Source organism: Methylorubrum extorquens (assembly GCF_024169925.1).
Taxonomy (GTDB): domain Bacteria; phylum Pseudomonadota; class Alphaproteobacteria; order Rhizobiales; family Beijerinckiaceae; genus Methylobacterium; species Methylobacterium extorquens_A.
Map to the genome: position 1 here is coordinate 2,202,076 of NZ_JALJXF010000001.1, position 17,851 is coordinate 2,219,926.

A 17,851-nucleotide genomic window follows, 5' to 3' on the forward strand; every position below is an offset into this window, starting at 1 on the left:
GCGGTGCTCGCTCAGCGTGCGGCGTGGCGGGGGCTCGTGGTGCGGTGGCCGGCGGTGGCCGCCCGCACGCCGAAAAGGTCGGTCGGCAGAACCGAGAAGGAGGCTTCGCCGAACCATTCGAGCGAGCCTTCCGCCTGCGGTGGCAGCGTCTTGAGGAAGCTGCCGTAATCCAGCGCGCCGTCGAACAGGGCAGTCATGCCCTCGCGCCGTCCGGCCGCGGCGTAGACGTTGGCCGGCTCGAACACCGACAGGTCGGCGCGGCTGCGCACGTTCTTGAGGTGATAATAGTCGATATGCGGGCCAAGCCGGGCATGGGCCGCGAGGGGGTCGTCGCCGCCCTCCCAGACGTGGAGCGTGTCGAAATTCACCCTGAGGTTCGGGTGATCGACCGCGTCGAGCAGGTCGAGGAGCGACGCGGTGGTGTCGGCGAGCGTGCCGGGATGCGTCTCCACCACGAGGCGCAGGCCCTGGTCGGCGAGCTGGCCCGCCGCCATCCGCAGGCGCCCGGCGACATGGGCGCGCTCGTCCGCCGAGGCGGCCGCACTGCCCTTGGTGCCGGCGAAGGTGCGCAGCCGCGGCGCGCCCCAACTCCCGGCGAGCCGGGCGAGTTCGGCCGTCCGCTCGGTCAGGGTCTCGAGGGGCGCATCGAGCGGCAGGTAGTCGCTCAGCATCGGCACCCGCAGGCCGTAGGCGGCGAGCCATTCGGCATGGTCGCCGGGGCCGAGATTGCGGGCATGCACGCCCCACAATTCGATCCCGTCGAAGCCATGGCCGCGGGCGAAGCGGGCGAGTTCGCCGATCGACACGAGATGGTGGCGAAAGCTGATGGTGCAGAGGGCAATTCTCATGCGGAGAGCCTTTCGCGTGACGGGAGCGCCTGTCCGAGGTCCGGGCTCGTCTGCCGCCACGCGGCGTAGGCCGCAGCGAGCTGCCGCTTGATCGCGAATTCCTGCGCGTCGAGCGCGTCGAGACGCGCGAGGACGGGGCCGAGCTCCCCCGTTTCCCCCGTCCGCGCGAGCTTCAGCACGGCGTAGTGCAGGCCGGTGAGGCCGTTCACCAGGGCCTCGATCTCGTCGCAGATCCGCTGGAACTCCGGGTCGGGCCAGCGCAGGGCCCGCCAGAAGAAGGCGAAGCCGTGCTCGTAGGCCCATTTGCGGATGGTGATGACCGGCAGTTCGCGCAGGGCCTCCCCGACATCCGTCAGCTTCAGCCCACCCCGCCCCTCGGCATGGGCGAGCACGATGGCGCGCGCGGCATCGATCAGCGGGTTGGTGTCGAACCGGAAGCAGGCCTCGAAAAAGGCCGCGAGATCCGTGTCCGTTGGCGGATGCGCGCGCGAGGGATCGAAGCGGTAGCCGCCCGCGACGCTGGGTTGGCGGATGGCGTTGAGCATCCGCTCACGCTCGATCACGCCCTCCCAGCGGAAGTCGGGGTCGCGCACCTGCCAGAGGTCGGGATCGTCGCTGAGCGACACCAGCAGGTAGTGCGGGAAGGGGTTCTGGTTGAACTTGTTCTCCCGCTCGGGGAGGTGGAACATGTCGAGCATCACCATGAGGCTGGTGTCGGGCTCGCGCCGCTCCATCAGGTCGAGCAGGGTCGCGACGTTCTCCTCCTTCGAGCGGGAATGGTCGTACCAGGAGACGAGCGGCACGCCGTAGAGCCGCTCGAACCAGTAGCGGAACGACTCGTGATCCATCGCGTCCGAGTGGTAGGCGAGCCGCGTGCCGTCGGTGATGGCGAACTCGGCGTCCCAGATCAGGGCGTAGAACGGACGGTGGTCGATGCCGCGGCGTTTAAGCCCGTCGCAGACGCAACTGACGAAGCAGTGGATCTTCAGGTCGTAGGGCATCGCGCCGTGGACGCCCTCGGCGGGCGCCTCCGGTTCGGGCGCGGCCGGCTCCGCGCCCGGTGCCAGGAGCCGGGCGAGGTCGGCCACGGTGGAGACGTCCTGCCGGTTGACCGCCTCTTCGGGCACCGACACCCCGTGCGTCATCTCCAGTGACAGAATGAGCTGAAGCAACTGCACGGAATCGAGGTAGAGATCCTCGTTCAGCCGGGCCTCCGGCCCGAAGCGATCGAGATGGGGATGCTGCATCTCCTCGCGCAGCACCGTGCCGATGGCGGCGATCAGCCTTTCGTTGCTCACGCCACCGCCTCCAGGCTGCCGCCCCGGTACTGCGCGGCGACCGCGCGTCGAGAAATCTTGCCGTTGGCCTCGCGCGGGATCGCGCCGACCTGCACCGCCTCGACCGGCACCTGATGGCCGGCGAGCCAGCGGCGGCACCAATCCTGAAGCGCGCGGGGTGGCACCGGGGTGTCCGCGCTGAACAGCAGCGTCACCCGCTCGCCCGCGAACGGATCGGGCCGGGCGAAGGCCACGGCGTCGGTGATGCCCGGCATGGCCATCACCACATCCTCGACCTCGCCGGGATAGACGTTGAGGCCCGAGACGTTGATCGTGTCGTCCTTGCGCGCGACGAAGACCAGCATGGCGTCGGGTTGGAGGTAGCCGAGATCGGCGGTGCGGATCGCCCCGCCCTCCCCCTCGACCACGATCTCCGCCGGGGCCTCGGGGCCCGTGCCGGCCCGAACGCGGTGGTGCGGCAGCGGGCGGCCGATGGCGTCGGCGCGGCGCAGATCCGGATTGATCGCGATGCAGCCGGCTTCCGAGCAGCCGTATTGCTGGAACAGGTGGGTGACACGCCCGCGGATGGCGGAAAACCACGGCGCCGGCAGGAGCGTGCCCGAGACCATCGCCGCGTGGAGGCTCTCGCCCCCGGGCAGGAGCCGGGCCAGCGTGTGCAGCATGGCGGGTGCGGTGTAGAGCACCGGCCGCTCGATCTCGCGCAGACGGCGCAGGAGATACTTCGGGTTGGTGGTGTCCACGATCACGGGCACGCGGCCGCGGCGCAGACCCACGAACAACCCGCAGATCAGCCCGTAGGAATGGGTGATCGGGCAGGCGATGACGGGTGTCATCCCGTCCGGCTCGGTGAAGGCGCCGACATAGCTCTCGATCTCGCGCTCCACCGCGCCCCAGGGGCGGGCGATGCATTTCGGCTCGCCGGTGGTGCCGGAACTCATCTGGAGCAGCTCGCCCTCCCCCGGCACCGGCGGGGCGGCGTCCAGGGCCTCGCCCTCCAGTCCGTCGAGGAACAGGCGGTGGCAGCCGGCACGCGCGGCGAGCCGGCGTGCGCCCTCGTCGGGCAGGGCCGGATGGATCGGCAGCAGGCTCGCGCCGCTGCGGCGGGCGGCAAGGATGAAGGCGAGGCTCTGGGCGGTGTCGCGGAAGCGCGCGGCGACGCGCTCGCCGCTGCCGCCCCGCAGGGCCGCCGCGTCCGTAACGCGCCGGATGGCGGCCTCCATCTCGTCCGCCGGGATGGTGCGGCCGTCGATCTCGATCATGCAGTCTCCGGAAGAGGTGTCGGGGGAGTGGAACAGGGTGTTGGGCGCGTGGAGGCTGCCCCGCGCCTCGCCGAGCCCGAGCTTGCGCGACAAGAGCGCCTCGACCCGCAGCCGCGGCGCCTCGACTTGAAGGCGGGCGAAGCGCGCCTCCAGCCCGTGCGCAGCCGCGTGGTGCCGCAACTGCCGGCCGAGGCGGCGCCAGAACGCCACCTCGTCGAGACCGTGCCGACGCCCGAGAAGGGCGGTGATCTCACTGAGATTGAAGACAAACAGGCTGTCGGTGACGAGTTCGGCCAGCGTCGCGGCCGAGCGCATGGCGTGGAAGCGGTCATCCGCCGGGCCGGCATGGGCGGGGTCGATCGCCCCGAAATCCGGCACGCGCTCCGGGTTCGTCACGAAGTCGGGGGCGTATTCCGCACTCTCGTGGAAGTCGCGCAGGATCACCCGTTCCGGCCAGCCGTCGCGGTGGACCAGGATCATGTTCTGGCCGTGCGCCTCCAGGGCGACGCCGTGGGCCGCGAGCAGGTGCCAGACCGGCAGCACCGCGACCGCGACGAGGCGATCGAGCCAGGCGTCGCGGCCGTAGCGATCGAGCCAGGGCGCGACGAAGGGGCTGCCATCCGCCTCGCACACGGCCAGCGCGTTGAAGGGCAAGGCCGCCTCGCCGGGGGCAAGACGCGGGCTCTCCCGCCAGATCGCGGCGAGGTGCCCGGCGAGCGGCCCGTCCCGGTCGGCGAGCGCGGCGGCGTATTCGCGTAAGACCGTCACGCGGCCGCGCAGCGCGGGATCGTCGGCGACGATGCCGGCGAGCCAGTCGGACAGGGCCGGACCCGTCAGCACGAAATGCGGATCCAGGATGCGCAGGCTCGAGGTCGAGACGACACCGAGCGCCAGTTTTACGCTCGCGGCGGAGGGATCGTCGAAGTTATGCAGCGTGCGCAGGGACTGGCTCGCGACGTAGCGCGGGCCGGCGGTGCCGAGCGGAACCGCGCGGCCGTCCGCCAGCCATGGGCGCAAGGCCTCCCCTTCGAGCCGACGCATCTGCCAGGGGTGGACCGGCAGCAACGCGTGCGTGCCGAGGGAGTGCCCGGTTTCGCCGAGGCGGCGGGTCAGCACGTCCCACGCATCGCCGAGTTCGGCCCGCCAGAACGCGGCCTCCGGGCCCGGCAGAGTGAGGGTGATCGTGTCTCGGCGGACAGCCAGCCATTCGAGGCGGAACGGCGCGGCGCTCTCGGGCCCGTAGCGGCGGTGATCCTCCAGGGTGAAGCCGGTGCGGGCCTTGAAACTCGGGTGATAGGGGTGGCCCTCCCAGAGCGCCGCATCGAGCGCGGCGAAGGGCAGAAAGCGGCGCTCCGGCAGCGAGAGGTTTTGGCAATTCCAGCGGCAGAGTTCGACCGTCTGCCGAAGCTCGGCCAGCAGCCGCGCCCGGTGCTCGGGGGCGGCGGGAAGGGCGTCGACGAGGGCGGCGAGGTCGGCCGGCATCCAGGCGCCCTCTTCGCCCGCCATCTCGACCGAGCCGGGATCGAGGCGGGGGCGGCCGAAGGCGCCGAGGGTGCCGGCCGCGCGGAAGCAGCGGGCGCCGAGGCGCCACGCGATCCGACCAGGGCCGTAAGCGGGCTCGCGCTCGGCCAGCCCCTCGAACAGGACGGCTTGCGCCAGCTGGCGCAGGACGCGCGCTTCGGGCTGCTCCATAGTCTTACGAAGCGAGGGCACGGCCGGCCTCGCCCCGAGCCGCCCGAAGCATGAGCGGGTTCGGCATGTCGATGTAGTTGCCGGTACCGTCGCCCGAGGCGAGTTCGTCGCGGTCGGACAGGCGCACCCGTAGGTTGGCCTTGGTGCAGAGCGTCGGACCGTCGAGCACCGAGCGGGCGAAGGCGCGGCCGGCGCCGGTCATGCGGCGTGCCATCGCCTCCAGGCGGCGGGCGAGGTCGTCGAGGAGCGTTTCCTCGCGCGCCAGCCCGTCATGGCCGATCCGGGCGATGACGGAGAAGATCTGGTTGACCACGAGATAATAGGCCAGCCGTCGGCGGATCTCGCCGTCCGGGAAATAGAGCGAGGCGATTGAAGCGGTCTCGGGCGCGTCGCGCAGCAACCGCGGGCGGGCGGATTCCGAGAGGTAGAAGCCCTGGTTGTCGCGGTAGAAGCCGCGGCGCGGCCAGCCGGAGGCGACATCGAGCAGCGCGTTCTGCTGGTGAGCCTCCAACGCGATGCCATGCGCGTCGTAGAGCGCGACGACGGGCTCCAGCATGCAATCGAGATAGCGGGCGAACCACGTGCGGGCGGCCTGGGCGCGTGCGGCCGAACCCTCCGGGCAGACCTGCCGCAGAAGGGCCTCCAGCCGCGAGAGGCGGCCGGGCAGCGGCTCGGCGGTGAGGGCCGCCAGCGTGGCGATGCCCCGCTCCGCCCCGTCGCGGAACAGGTTCTCGCGCAAGACCGTCTCGAAGCCGCTCTCCTCGCGGCCGGGCTCGTGCAGGGTGAGGTAGGCGGGGTCGGCGAGGATCTGGAAGTTGGGATGGCGCGCGGCGAACGGGCTCTTTGCCAGCAGCCGGGCCATGGCGACGCCGGCCTTGAGTTCGGCGAGCCGGTTCACCCGCAGCGAGTTGGTGAGAGTCACGGGCAGCGAGAACTTCGCCATCCACGGGCTCTCGGCGGCGTAGACGGTGCGCAGCGAGGAGGTCGCGGTGAAGCGGGGGCCGAAGGCGCCGAGCCGCCGGATGCGGCCCGCCTCGACCCATGTGGCGACGTGCGGCTCCAGCATTAGGGCCTCGGCCTGGAGCGGATGCATCGGCAGGGCGATCTCGTCGGCGCGCAGGCCCAGCCGGCTGGCGTCGGGGCCGAGCAGGTCGAGGGCAAGGTCGGGCGCGGTGCGGGCCACCGCCGAATCGTGGCGCACGAGACTCGCTTCAGCGGCGAACACGGCAAGCTGGAACGAGCCGCCCTCCTCCGGCGCGTAGGCACGGGCCTGCCAGGTCGTGAGGCCCTGCCGGCTCTTGGGCGTCGGGTGCAGCCAGTGGCCGAAGACCAGGGCACGCTCGGCGGCGATGAAGCCGGTCTGCGTATCCGCTTCTCGCTCCGCGAGGTCGAGTAGGCGCGCGGTCTCGCGATAGCTGTCGAGCACGCGCCCGAGGAGTTCCAGCTCGCGCTCGCGGGCGGTCTCGCCCCGCCCCTCGTCGGTGCGCGAATAGGCCTCGCCGAGAAGCTCTTGGAGCGCGCGCATTGGTGCCACCGGCCGCCAGCGCGGCTCGTGCAGGTGGCGCGTCCAGAGGCGGCCGAAGGCGTGCGCCCCGCACAGTGACGGAGAGAGGATCTCGGCGCGGATCGCGAGACGGCGGCTGCGCAGGTTCCACTCGATGCAGGGTGCCGGCGGCCCGTCCGTCAGCGCGTGCCGGATGCGGATGCCGGAATCGATCTCGCGCAGATATCCGTTGGCGAAGCTGCGGAAGGCGGCAGCCTCGGCCACGGCTTGAGACGATGGCGGCATGATCTTCGAAACCTCGTGTGAGCCTTGGGGTGCGAGCTTTGGGGTGCGAGCCTCGGGGGGCCGGCGGCATCGCGGCGGGGCGTGCGCCCGGATTCCCGATCCGCCGGTCCGGCGCCGATCCGGCCTTCGGCCGGCGGCGCCGCCTTAGACCGTGCTGCGCATCATCGGACCGCCGCGGCGGTCCGGTCGTCGGGCAGCCCGTGCGTCATCCGCGGCAGGGGGCAGAGCGCGCAGCGAACTCACCGTTGCGGCGGAGGGCGTGGGGAAGCGTGCGGTTTCGAGAGAAAGAAAAGGTCGTCGATCGAAGCGTAAGGATAAGAAAAATTCTCTTCGTTGTACTTGCTCATTGGACTGAGGGCTCCCTCGAATCGCTTGAGGTTGAGGGCGTGTTGCGCAAACTCCAGGCGCGCGTCAAGAGAAGATGAATTTATTGGAATTGTTCTTGATATAGGGTGATTGCGTGTTTGCTCTGCCGCGACAGCTGGTTGCTATCGAAAATATTCTTTATTTGTCCGCTAATTTATCGCGTGCGGGCCGTTTCCGTGCCTCCGCCGGTCACGGCGTGAGTGCACCGAGCAAGCCATCTCTGATTGTGTCCGCGATCCCGCCGCGCCGGATCGTCATCGCATCGCCGTCCGTCTCCGAACCGGGCTTCGATCCCGACCCCGCCGGGTGATCGCGCCGCGTGAAGCGCGCGTTGCGCCGTGATGAGAAAATCCGTTGCCGATCCGCAACGAGGCCATGAAATGACTTTTAGTCTTTAGCTGTAATAATTCTTGTCTTGGTTTAGGGGCAAGCATTTCGACTGTCCGTACAACGTCTTGTGCCGGCATCGTCCTCTAGATTGGAAGTTGTATAAGCTATTCTGGGGCTTGCATAATCCATGCGTCTCCTTCTGGTCGGTCCTCAGTCATCGATCAATGTGGGATCATCTGTGGGCGACGGGACCGATGTCATGGCGGGAGGGGCGGCGGGGGTGTCGATCGATGCCCTCTACCGTCACGAAGGGCTGAAGCTCCGGCGTTTCCTTCAGCGCCTGCTCGACAACCCGGCCGACGCCGCGGATGCGAGCCAGGAAACCTACCTGCGCATGGTCGCCGCGCTCTCGCGCACGAGCATCGACCACCCTTCGGCCCTGCTGTTCCGCATCGCCACCAACGTCGCCCTGCGGATGCGCAACCGCGGCCGGCTGGAGCGGATGCTGTTCGCGGCGAAATGTGAGACGGAACTGGCCGAGATCGCCGACGGCTACGCCCTCCCCGAGCGGCAGACGATCGCCCGGCAGGAGCTGAAGCGCCTCGCCGCGGCGATCGATGCCTTGCCGCCCCGCTGCCGCGAAGTGTTCCTGCTCAGCCGCCTCGACGGCCTCGCGAACGGCGAGATCGCGCAGCGCCTCGGCATCTCGCGCAACATGGTCGAGAAGCACATCATCAAGGCCCTGCTGCATTGCCGGCGCAGCCGCCTCGATCTTTTTTGAACGACGATCTTTTTTTGAACGAGTCGCATCAGGAGGCCGCGACCTCGTTGATCTAAGGGGATAGGACACCCGCGCTGCGCCATTTCGGGCCGCGGTCGACCCCGGGGGATTGGCGTGGCCGGCAGGGACGGGACGGAGGCCGATGAGGCCGACGGCGGTGAGGATCCGGTCGAGCACGAGGCCGCGTCCTGGGTCGCGCGGCTCGCCTCCTCCGATGCCACGGACGCTGACCGAAGGGCTTTCGAGACTTGGCGCGGGGCCCATCCGGCCCATGCCGCGGCCTATGCCGAGATGGATGCGCTGTGGCGCCGGCTCGGGCAACTCCCCGATCCCCGCCGCAAGGGGCCTCCGAAGACGCTGGCTGGCCTTGCCGCCATCGCCCTGATCGGGGCAGCCCTGGCGTATCAGGTCGGTCTCCTCGACCGGCTGCGTGCGGATCTGTGGAGCGGCGTCGGCACCATCGAGCACGCCACGCTGCCCGACGGCAGCCGCGTCGATCTCAACACGGATACGGCGATCGCGGTGCGGTTCACGCAAGGAGAGCGCGAGATCACGCTTCTGCGGGGCGAGGCGAGCTTCGATGTCGTGCCCGACCGGAGCCGGCCCTTCGTTGTGCGCGGTGGCGGCCTGAGCGTGCGCGCGGTCGGAACCCGCTTCTTCCTGCGCGCGGACGGGGCGGGCAGTCCCGTGGGCGTGGCCGAGGGGCGTGTCGATGTGTCGGCGCAGAGCGGGCACGTCGTCGTCTCGGCCGGGGAGGAAGTCCGTCTCGGCGGCGACGCCCTGCATGTCGCCGCGGCGGATGTGGAGCGCGCCACGGCGTGGCGCGACGGCCGGCTGATCTTTTCCGGAAAGCCGCTGGCGGCGGTCCTCATGGAACTGAACCGTTACCGCCGCGGGCGCATCGTGCTGCTCGACCGTGGGCTCGGCGAACGGCGCGTGACCGGCGCGTTCGATGCCCGCAACACCGACGACGCCCTCGACGTGATCGCCACAACCATGGGCATCCGCATCCGGCGGTTCTCGCCGCTGCTGGTGCTGGTCGGATCGCCCGTGTGAGCGGGGCGACGAGGAGAGGCGAAAAAAATCGCTCTCCCCACGTCAGGAGATGGCGCTCCCGTTGATCTTAACCGTCGAGGGCGCGGAGGACGCACGGCGTGCCGCCCCTCCCGACGGATCGATGGGGCTTTGGTATGGCGTCGCGCGCAGGCAGGTTTTCACAGGGCCGGATGGCGGGGATCGCGCTGGCCGGCGTGTCGGTCGCGGTGATGGCGCAGGCGGCTGCGCAGGCCGGCGAGGCGAGGCGCCCGCGCGGCCCCACGATCCTGGCGGAGGCGCCGCTGGGGGGCGATCCCGTCCGGCTCGCCATCCCGAAGGGTTCGCTGGAGGCCGGCCTCGTCGCCTTCACCGAGCAGGCCGGGGTCAAGCTGGTCTACCCGACCGAGCTGACGGCGCGGCTCGAGACACCGGGGCTCGCGGGCGAGTTCGCCCCGCTCGACGCCCTGACCAAGCTTCTGGACGGCACCGGCCTCACCTATCGCCCGGCCGGCGCCTCGACCATCACCCTGGTCAACCCGCGCTACGTCCAGCTCGGCGCCGAGCCGGCCGGCGCGGTGGCGCTCGACGAGTTGCACGTGCAGGGTCAGGCGCAGGGCCGTGCCACGTCCGCCGGCCTGCCGCCCGCCTCCGGAACCGTCGGGCAGCCGCCCGTCCCCTATGCCGGCGGTCAGGTCGCAACCGGAGCGCGGCTCGGTGCGCTCGGAAATCGCTCCGTTCTGAAGACGCCGTTCAACGTCACGGGCTTCACGGACAAGCTGATCCGGGACCAGCAGGCGCGCTCGGTCGCCGATGTCGTGCTGAACGACCCCTCCGTGCGCGTCGACGTCTCGGCCTTCAGCGAACGGGATTCCTATTTCATCCGCGGCTTCTCGGTGACCAACGTCGACACTGCCTTCGACGGCCTGTTTTATCTCACCAACGCGCGCCGCCACTTCATCGAGGGCATCGAGCGCGTCGAGGTGCTGAAGGGGCCGACCTCGCTCCTGAGCGGCGGCATCGGCCGCGTCGGCGGCACGATCAACCTCATCCCCAAGCGCGCCTACGACGAGCCGCTGGCCCGGATCACGACGACCTATATCAGTGACGCGCAGATCTGGACTCATGCCGACCTCGGTCGGCGCTTCGGCGAGTTCAAGGAATGGGGCGTGCGCTTCAACGGCGCCTACCGCAACGGCGCCACGCCCCTCGACAAGAACGAGATCGAGGTCGGCGTTGCGACCCTCGGCCTCGATTACCGCGGCGACCGCTTCCGCGCCTCGCTCGACCTCGTCCATTCCAACCAGAACATCACCGCGCCCGTGTCGATATTCAATGCGGTTGCGCCGAACATCACTGTTCCGCGCGCGCCCAATGGTCGGATCAACACGGCGAGTTCGTTCGAATACAATGACAGCCGCTATGACATGGCCGCGGGCCGAGTCGAGTACGACCTGCTGCCCGATACGACGCTCTACGCCGCGGGCGGCATCAGCCGCTATCGCGAGGACTCGCTCTCGTCTTTCTATCAGATCACGGGGCCGGCCGGCCAGGCCACCAACACGCTGGCCATCGCACCGATCGAGTTGCAGGGACTGACGGGCGAGATCGGCTTGCGCTCCAACTTCCAGACCGGCATCGTCGGTCATCAATTCACCGTCTCGGCCGTCGAGGCGGTGAACAAGAATTTCTCGCGCGGCTACGTCCCGCCGAGGCTGCCGAGCTTCCAGACCAACATCTACGATCCCGTCTACCTGCCGTCCGGCTCCGTCGCCAACTTCGGGTTCCCGCGGTCCAGCCGGCAGCCGCTCTTCAACGATCTCTCCGTGCGCAGCGTGGCGGTGGCCGACACTTTGTCGCTCGGCGACCGCTTCCTGCTGACACTGGGCGGGCGCTATCAGGAGATCAACCTGAAGAGTTTCGCGACCCGCCCCGGAGCAGACTTCGGCAATCAGCTCTCCGGTTATACCGAGAGTCGGATCAGCCCCGTCATCGCCCTGGTGGTGAGCCCGTTCGACAATCTCTCATTCTATGGCAACTACATCGAAGCACTCGAGGTGGGGCCGACCGCGCCGAATACCGCGGCGTTGGACAATCGGGGGCAGATCTTCCCGCCGGTCGTCACGACCCAGAAGGAGATTGGCGCGAAGTACGATTTCGGCACCGTCGCGGTGACCGCCTCGTTGTTCGAGATCGAGCAGCCGAACGCCTTCGCCGTCGGGCGGCTCTTCACCGTCAACGGCCTCCAGCGCAACCGCGGTGTCGAACTCACCGCCTTCGGCGAGCCCGTGCCGGGGGTGCGGCTCGTCGGTGGCGTCACTTTCTTCGACGCGCAACTGGCGCGGACAGAAGGCGGCAGGTTCGACGGCAACGCCGCACCGGGCGTCCCCGATACGGCGTTCAACCTCTACGGCGAATATGACCTGCCGCCTTGGCTGGCGCCGGGCCTCACCCTGACCGGCCGGGCGCTGTACACGAGCAGCGTGTTCTTCGATCAGGCCAACACGCAGTCGGTCCCGGACTGGACCCGCTTCGACGCCGGTCTGCGCTACGCCTTCGAGGGCGTGAACGGGAAGCCGGTGGTGATGCGCGCCATCGTCGAGAACGTGTTCGACAATTCCTACTGGTCCTCCGCCACGCGCGGCTTCCTCGCCGTCGGCGCGCCGCGGACGTTCATCGTGTCCGCCTCGGTCGACTTCTAAGGTTCCGACGCCCGCTGCCTGCCTCTCCGTCGCGACGAGGGAGGGGTAGGCACGCCCGATGCTGAACGCTTCGACCGCTTCGCGAATTGCGAGACGGTCGAAGCGAGGTTCGCCTGCCTGTTGCGCGCGCTGCCCTGAAAACGGGCAGACATCCGGGGTGAACGCTCCCCGTCCTGCTCAGCCCCCATCTATGGCGGCCATTCCCGCCAAGCTGACCGGTCTGTGTGTTTTGTGGCTTCTGGCACGGGTCCTGCAATGTGGTTTTTGACCACTTTGATGGATGCGTGGAAACGCGGGAGCCTCAGCATGGCCGGTACGATGGACCGCAGACGGTTTCTGCAGGGAGTATTGCAGGGCAGCGCCGCCGCTGTGGGTTTTGCCCAGATCAATCCCGACTTCCTGATCTCCTCGGCCTTCGCGCAGGCGGGCAAGCCGCTGGTCTTCCTCTCGGCCGAGAACATCACCGGCAACTGGGACCCGACCGCCCACACCACGCTCTCGCAGAAGAACATCGAGGGCTTCGTGATGGGCTTCCTGACCCGCACGCCGATGACCCTCGATGACCCCGGCAAGGTCGTCTACGAACTCGCCACCGACATCAAACTCCTCGATCCGCACCGCCTGCAGATCAAGCTGCGCAAGGGCGTGCACTTCCACGACGGCAAGCCGTTCGGGCCCGAGGACGTGAAGGCGACCTTCGAATACGGCGCGGGCAAGGACCGGCCGGCGCAGTGGTATCCCGGCCCGACCGAGACGCTGACGATCACCACGCCCGACGACGAGACCGTGATCGTCGATACCTCGAAGGGCGGCTACCCTGCCCACCTCTTCATCTTCCTGGCCTCGTTCCTCCCCATCCTCTCGGCCAAGGACATCGCCGAGGGGCCGGGCGGCGCCCTCACCCGGCGCCTGAACGGCACCGGCCCGTTCCGCTTCGTCGAGCAGCGCGGCAACGACACCGTGCTCAAGGCCCATGACGGCTATTTCCGCGGCAAGCCCGGCATTCCCGGCATCAACTTCACCTTCACCGGCGATTCGACCACGCGGATGCTGTCGCTGATGAACGGTCAGGCCTCGATCGTCGAGCGGCTCGAGCCCGAGCAGGTCGAGACGGTGAAGAACAACCCGAAGATCGCGATCAACGAGGTCGTCTCGGTCGAGAACAAGTATCTCTGGTTCCGCTGTTCCAAGCCGCCCTTCGACGACGTGCGGGTGCGCATGGCCGCCTGCCACTCGATCGACCGGGCGATGCTGCTGGAGATCCTCGGCGCGGCGGGCCATGCCTGCGCCAACTTCATCTCGCCGGTGAAGTTCGGCTACGTCGACCTCAAGAACTACCCGGCCTACGACCCGGCCAAGGCTCAGGCGCTGCTGGCCGAGGCCGGTTACCCCAAGGGCAAGGGGCTGCCGCCGCTCGAATACATCACCTCGGTCGGCTTCTATCCGAAGACAAAGGAGTACGGCGAAGTCATCACCGCGATGCTCAACGAGCAGGGCTTTCCGGTGAGCCTCACGGTGCTGGAGCCGGCGGCCTGGAACGAGCGGCTCTATCACCGCCCCGGCGGCGGGCCCGGCCACATGGTCGATTGCGGCTGGTCCACCGCCTCGCCCGAGCCGGATCTGGTGCTGCGCACCCACTTCCACTCCTCCTCGCACCGCATCACCGGCATCGCGGACGCTGAGATCGACGCGAGCTTGGATCGTGAGCGGTCGGCGCCGACGCTGGAGGAGCGCAAGGCCATCCTCCAGAACGAGACCATGCCGCTGCTGGCCGCCAAGATGCCGGCGCTGTCGCTGTTCACCTCGGTGATGATCCACGCGATGCAGCGGGAGCTGAAGGGCCTCTACATCTACCCGGACGGCTCCATCGACGCCTCCAAGACCGCCTGACCGGCAAGACCGCCTGACCGGACTGCCCGCGCCCGGCGCGTGACCCGGCCCGCCTTCGCGGGCGGCCGGGCCACGCCCTGCCGATTCCGTCACCGGACCCGTAGCCCTCGATGTTCGTTCTCAGCTTCCTCGCCCGGCGCCTCGCGCAGGGTGCGGTCATCATCTTCCTCGTCTCGCTGCTGATCTTCACCCTGCTGCGGGTGATGTCGGGCAACCCCGTGCGCCAGATGGTGGGCGGAATGGCGCCCGATTCCCTGGTGGAGCAGATCGCCACGACGATGGGCCTGCGCGATCCGATCATCGTGCAGTTCGGCCGCTACGCGGCAGGGGTGGTCCAGGGCGATCTCGGCCGCAGCTTCGTGCGGCCGGCCAACGGCGCGGCGACGGGCGGCGCGAATTTCGACGACCTGACCCGCGGCGCGCGGGCCGGCGTCGGCGACCTCATCCTCGATACCCTGCCGATGACCCTGCAGCTCGCCGCCTTGGCGCTCGCCATCGCGCTCGCCTTCTCGGCCCTGCTCGGGATCGCCGCGGGCCTGCGCCCCGGCGGGGTCTTCGACCGGCTCGCCTTCGCGGTCTCCTCGGTCTTCATCTCGATCCCGAACTTCTGGCTCGGCATCGTGCTCGCCCTGCTCCTGTCGGTGAAGCTCGGCTGGCTGCCGGCGATCGGCTATGGCGGCTTCTCCTACACGGTGCTGCCGGCCCTGGTGCTCGCCGTCGAATTGTCGCCGGTGCTGATCCGGACGCTGTCGAGCGCGGTGGCGGCGCAGATGGGCGAATCTTACGTCGCCGTCGGCCATGTCCGCGGCCTGTCGCGCCCACGCATCGTCGCCGCGCATGCCCTGCGTAACGCCTCGGTGCCGCTGCTCAATCTGCTCGGCGTGCAGTTCTCCTCGCTGCTCGGGGGCGTGATCATCGTCGAGTACATCTTCGACTATCCCGGCCTCGGGCTGCTCACCATCAACGCCGTGCTCCAGCGCGACTTCCCGCTGATCCAGGGCATCGCGATCGTCACCAGCGCGATCTTCGTCCTCATCAACATCCTCGTCGATCTCGCGGCGACCACCATCGATCCGAGGCTCGAATACTGATGGATGCCGTGGATTCTTCCCTGGCGCTCGTGCCGCCGCGCATCGACGTGATCGCGTCGCGCTCCATCGGCCGGCGCATCCTCGGGCGCGCCGCCCGCTCCGGCGGGTTCCGCCTGGGCTTCGTCGTGCTCGCTCTCCTCGTGCTCGCCGCTGCCCTCTACCCGGAACTGAGCGGCATCGACCCGGCGATGCGCGACATCCGCGCCCGCCTGCTGCCGCCGCTGTTCCTCGGCGACAAGGCGAGCTGGGCGCATCCGCTCGGCACCGACCAGATCGGCCGCGACATGCTGGTGCGCTGCCTCGTGGGCCTGCGCTACTCGCTGCTGATCGGCATCGCGTCCGTCGCCGTCACCGTGGTCATCGGCTGCGCCCTCGGCACGGTCGCGGGCTATTTCGGCGGGCGCACCGACACGGTGATCATGCGGATCACCGACGCGCAGCTCTCGATCCCGATGATCATCCTGGCCATCGCCGTGCTCGGCGCCGACCGCCCGACGATCCCCGCGATCATCCTCGTCCTCGGCCTGTCGAACTGGCCGGTCTATGCCCGCGTGATGCGCTCGGTGGTGATGGCCGAGCGCGGGCGCGAATACGTGCGGGCCGCGCAAGTCTCGGGCGCCACGCATCCGCGCATCATTCTCACCCTCCTCGTACCGCTGCTGGTGCCGCCGCTGCTCTTCACCTCGGTGCTCGACGTGGCGCGGATGATGATCTTCGAATCGACGCTCGGCTTCCTCGGGCTGGGCGTGCAGCCGCCGACGCCGACCTTCGGCTCCATCATCGCCGACGGGCGCAAATACCTGCTCAACGCGTGGTGGATCGCCACCATGCCCGGCGTGTTCCTGTGCCTCACGCTCACCAGCATCAACCTGATCGGCGCCGCCTTCGAGCGCGCCCGCAACACGATCCACGGGGGCGCCTGATGGACCCGGTGCTCTGCGTCCGCGACCTCTCCGTCGCCCTCACCCTTCCGGGCCGTGAGCGGACCATCCTCGACGGGATCGGCTTCGACGTCGCCCCCCGCGAGATCGTCGGCGTGGTCGGCGCCTCGGGCGCGGGCAAGACCGTGCTGTCGCGCGCCGTGGTCAACTGGATCACCCCTCCGCTCGCCATCCGCTCCGGCACCGTGTCCTTCCGCGGACAGGATCTCCTCGGACTGCCGCCGCGGGCGATGCGGGGATTGCGCCGCGACATCGCCTATGTCGGCGCCGACCCGATGGGCGCCCTCGACCCGACTCTGCCGGTCGGACGCCAGATCGTCGAGAAGCTGCGCGCGGTGATGCCGGAGGTGAGCCGGAAAGAGGCGCAGGCGCGCGTGATCGCCCTGCTCAATGCCGTGCGCATCCCCTCGGCCACCGCGCGCTTCCACGACTACCCCTCGCAATTCTCCGGCGGCATGATGCAGCGGGCGCTCATCGTCGATGCCATGGTCTCGAACCCGGCCCTGCTGGTGGCCGACAACGTGACCCAGCCCCTCGACGTGACGGTGGCCGCCCAGGTGATCCGCCTGATGCGCGAACTCACCGAGCGTTTCGAGACGGCGATCCTGTTCGTCTCGTCCTCGCTCCCCGTGGCCCGCGAGGCGGCGAGCCGGACCCTGGTGATCGATGCGGGGAGGCTGGTCGAGGAGCAGCCGACCGAGGCGCTGATCGCTGCGCCACGCCACGCCTATACCCGCGATCTCGTCGCGCAGATCCCGGTGATCTGGGGTGAGCGTCCCAGTCTGCCCGCGATGCCGAAGGCCCCCGGCGCGCGGCCGCCCCAGGCGATCATCAGCCTGCGGGACGTGTCGCAAACCTACCGGGTGAAGCGGCGCGGGAGCTTTGCCGGCACCAGCGCCTTGCGGGCGGTCCGCAACGTCACCTTCGACATCGCCCAGGGCGACAGCTTCGCGGTGGTGGGCGAATCCGGCTGCGGCAAGTCCACCCTGATGCGGCTGCTGAGCCGCCTGGAGCGCCCGAGCGGCGGCAGCGTCCTGTGCGAGGGCCGCGACATCGCCGGTTTGTCGGGGGCCGAACTCCTCGGCTTCCGCCGCAAGCTGCAACTGGTGCTCCAAGACCCGTTCAACTCGCTGCCGCCGCGCACCGGCATCGGCGCCATGCTGGAGGCGCCCCTTCGCACCCACGGCTGGCGCGACCCGCGAAAGATCCGCGAACGGGTGCGCGCGGTGATGGACGATGTCGGCCTGCCCGTCGCGCTCTACGACGACCTGCCGCTCGGGCTCTCGGCCGGGCAGCGCCAGCGGATCAACGTCGCCCGCGCCATGGTGCTGGAGCCTCAGATCCTGCTTATGGACGAGACGCTCTCGGCCCTCGACCAGACCGAGCAGTTCAAGTTGCTGGCCCTGTTCGAGAAACTCCAGCGCACGCACGGGCTGACCTACATCTACATCAGCCACGACCTCGCGATGGTGCGCAAAGCCTGTAATCGCATCGCGGTGATGTATCTCGGCGAGGTCGTGGAACTCGCCGACAACGAGCGCCTGTTCTTCGATCCCGGCCATCCCTACACCCGCGCCCTGCTCTCGGCGATGCCGGCCCTGGAGGCACGGCGCTATCGGCCGGAGGATTGCCTGATGGAGGGCGAGCCGCCGAGCCCGATCGACCTGCCGCAGGGCTGCGCCTTCCGCTCGCGCTGCCCGCAGGCGTTTGAGGCCTGCGCGACGCATCCCCCGTTCCTCACCGTGCGCGGCGCGCACGACTTCGCCGCCTGCCACCGCGTGCCGGGCGCCGCCGCCCTGCTCGCGGGCGCCGCCTGATGCCGCCCTTCCTCG

General features: G+C 69.3%; 11 protein-coding genes. 7 read left to right on the plus strand and 4 right to left on the minus strand.

The annotated features are described in order from the left end of the window. Positions 1-11: 11 nt before the first annotated feature. From J2W78_RS10360 to J2W78_RS10375, 4 genes are read right to left on the minus strand one after another with little or no spacing between them, the layout of a single operon-like run. Entirely contained in the window at positions 12-848 is an 837-nt protein-coding gene (locus J2W78_RS10360; RefSeq protein ID WP_253370299.1) for a sugar phosphate isomerase/epimerase family protein, read from the minus strand. Continuing rightward, the gene (locus J2W78_RS10365; protein WP_253370300.1) at positions 845-2,146 is read right to left on the minus strand and encodes a DUF6005 family protein; all 1,302 of its coding nucleotides are present in this window, start codon (positions 2,144-2,146) and stop codon (positions 845-847) included. Before J2W78_RS10365 ends, J2W78_RS10360 begins: the two co-directional genes overlap by 4 nt. Next, complete coding sequence (locus J2W78_RS10370; RefSeq protein ID WP_301288784.1) at positions 2,143-5,097, minus strand: IucA/IucC family protein; 2,955 nt, start codon at positions 5,095-5,097, stop codon at positions 2,143-2,145. The genes J2W78_RS10365 and J2W78_RS10370 overlap by 4 nt, the downstream gene beginning before the upstream one ends. Before the next feature lie 4 nt (positions 5,098-5,101). Then, a complete protein-coding gene (locus J2W78_RS10375; RefSeq protein ID WP_253370303.1) occupies positions 5,102-6,886 on the minus strand; it encodes an IucA/IucC family protein in 1,785 nt (594 codons plus the stop codon). Positions 6,887-7,841: 955 nt separating this feature from the next. Between J2W78_RS10375 and J2W78_RS10380 the strand changes: the two genes are divergently transcribed. From J2W78_RS10380 to J2W78_RS10410, 7 genes are all read left to right on the plus strand, one after another. Then, positions 7,842-8,363 carry an RNA polymerase sigma factor gene (locus J2W78_RS10380; RefSeq protein ID WP_253370306.1) on the plus strand — a complete coding sequence of 174 codons (522 nt, stop codon included), beginning with the start codon at positions 7,842-7,844 and terminating at the stop codon, positions 8,361-8,363. A gap of 114 nt (positions 8,364-8,477) precedes the next feature. After that, positions 8,478-9,419, plus strand: a complete 942-nt coding sequence (locus J2W78_RS10385; protein WP_253370308.1) for a FecR family protein — start codon at positions 8,478-8,480, stop codon at positions 9,417-9,419. 170 nt (positions 9,420-9,589) lie between these two features. Next, a complete protein-coding gene (locus J2W78_RS10390; protein WP_253370310.1) occupies positions 9,590-12,097 on the plus strand; it encodes a TonB-dependent receptor in 2,508 nt (835 codons plus the stop codon). Positions 12,098-12,403: 306 nt separating this feature from the next. Beyond that, positions 12,404-13,987 (plus strand): ABC transporter substrate-binding protein, encoded by a 1,584-nt coding sequence (locus J2W78_RS10395; RefSeq protein ID WP_253370312.1) that lies wholly within the window; start codon positions 12,404-12,406, stop codon positions 13,985-13,987. A gap of 110 nt (positions 13,988-14,097) precedes the next feature. Next, entirely contained in the window at positions 14,098-15,078 is a 981-nt protein-coding gene (locus J2W78_RS10400) for an ABC transporter permease (RefSeq protein ID WP_253370313.1), read from the plus strand. Beyond that, positions 15,078-16,001, plus strand: coding sequence for an ABC transporter permease (locus J2W78_RS10405; RefSeq protein ID WP_253370316.1), 924 nt, complete (start codon positions 15,078-15,080; stop codon positions 15,999-16,001). The genes J2W78_RS10400 and J2W78_RS10405 overlap by 1 nt, the downstream gene beginning before the upstream one ends. Then, a complete protein-coding gene (locus tag J2W78_RS10410; protein ID WP_253370317.1) occupies positions 16,001-17,836 on the plus strand; it encodes a dipeptide ABC transporter ATP-binding protein in 1,836 nt (611 codons plus the stop codon). The genes J2W78_RS10405 and J2W78_RS10410 overlap by 1 nt, the downstream gene beginning before the upstream one ends. Positions 17,837-17,851 lie beyond the last annotated feature (15 nt).

What these genes read in the sequence shown, in the direction of transcription:
- J2W78_RS10410 (WP_253370317.1), top strand. Translation starts at nt 16,001, where the DNA reads ATGGACCCGGTGCTCTGCGTCCGCGACCTCTCCGTCGCCCTCACCCTT.
- J2W78_RS10390 (WP_253370310.1), top strand. Translation starts at nt 9,590, where the DNA reads ATGGCGGGGATCGCGCTGGCCGGCGTGTCGGTCGCGGTGATGGCGCAG.
- J2W78_RS10360 (WP_253370299.1), bottom strand. Translation starts at nt 848, where the DNA reads ATGAGAATTGCCCTCTGCACCATCAGCTTTCGCCACCATCTCGTGTCG.
- J2W78_RS10400 (WP_253370313.1), top strand. Translation starts at nt 14,098, where the DNA reads ATGTTCGTTCTCAGCTTCCTCGCCCGGCGCCTCGCGCAGGGTGCGGTC.
- J2W78_RS10395 (WP_253370312.1), top strand. Translation starts at nt 12,404, where the DNA reads ATGGCCGGTACGATGGACCGCAGACGGTTTCTGCAGGGAGTATTGCAG.
- J2W78_RS10405 (WP_253370316.1), top strand. Translation starts at nt 15,078, where the DNA reads ATGGATGCCGTGGATTCTTCCCTGGCGCTCGTGCCGCCGCGCATCGAC.
- J2W78_RS10370 (WP_301288784.1), bottom strand. Translation starts at nt 5,097, where the DNA reads ATGGAGCAGCCCGAAGCGCGCGTCCTGCGCCAGCTGGCGCAAGCCGTC.
- J2W78_RS10380 (WP_253370306.1), top strand. Translation starts at nt 7,842, where the DNA reads ATGGCGGGAGGGGCGGCGGGGGTGTCGATCGATGCCCTCTACCGTCAC.
- J2W78_RS10375 (WP_253370303.1), bottom strand. Translation starts at nt 6,886, where the DNA reads ATGCCGCCATCGTCTCAAGCCGTGGCCGAGGCTGCCGCCTTCCGCAGC.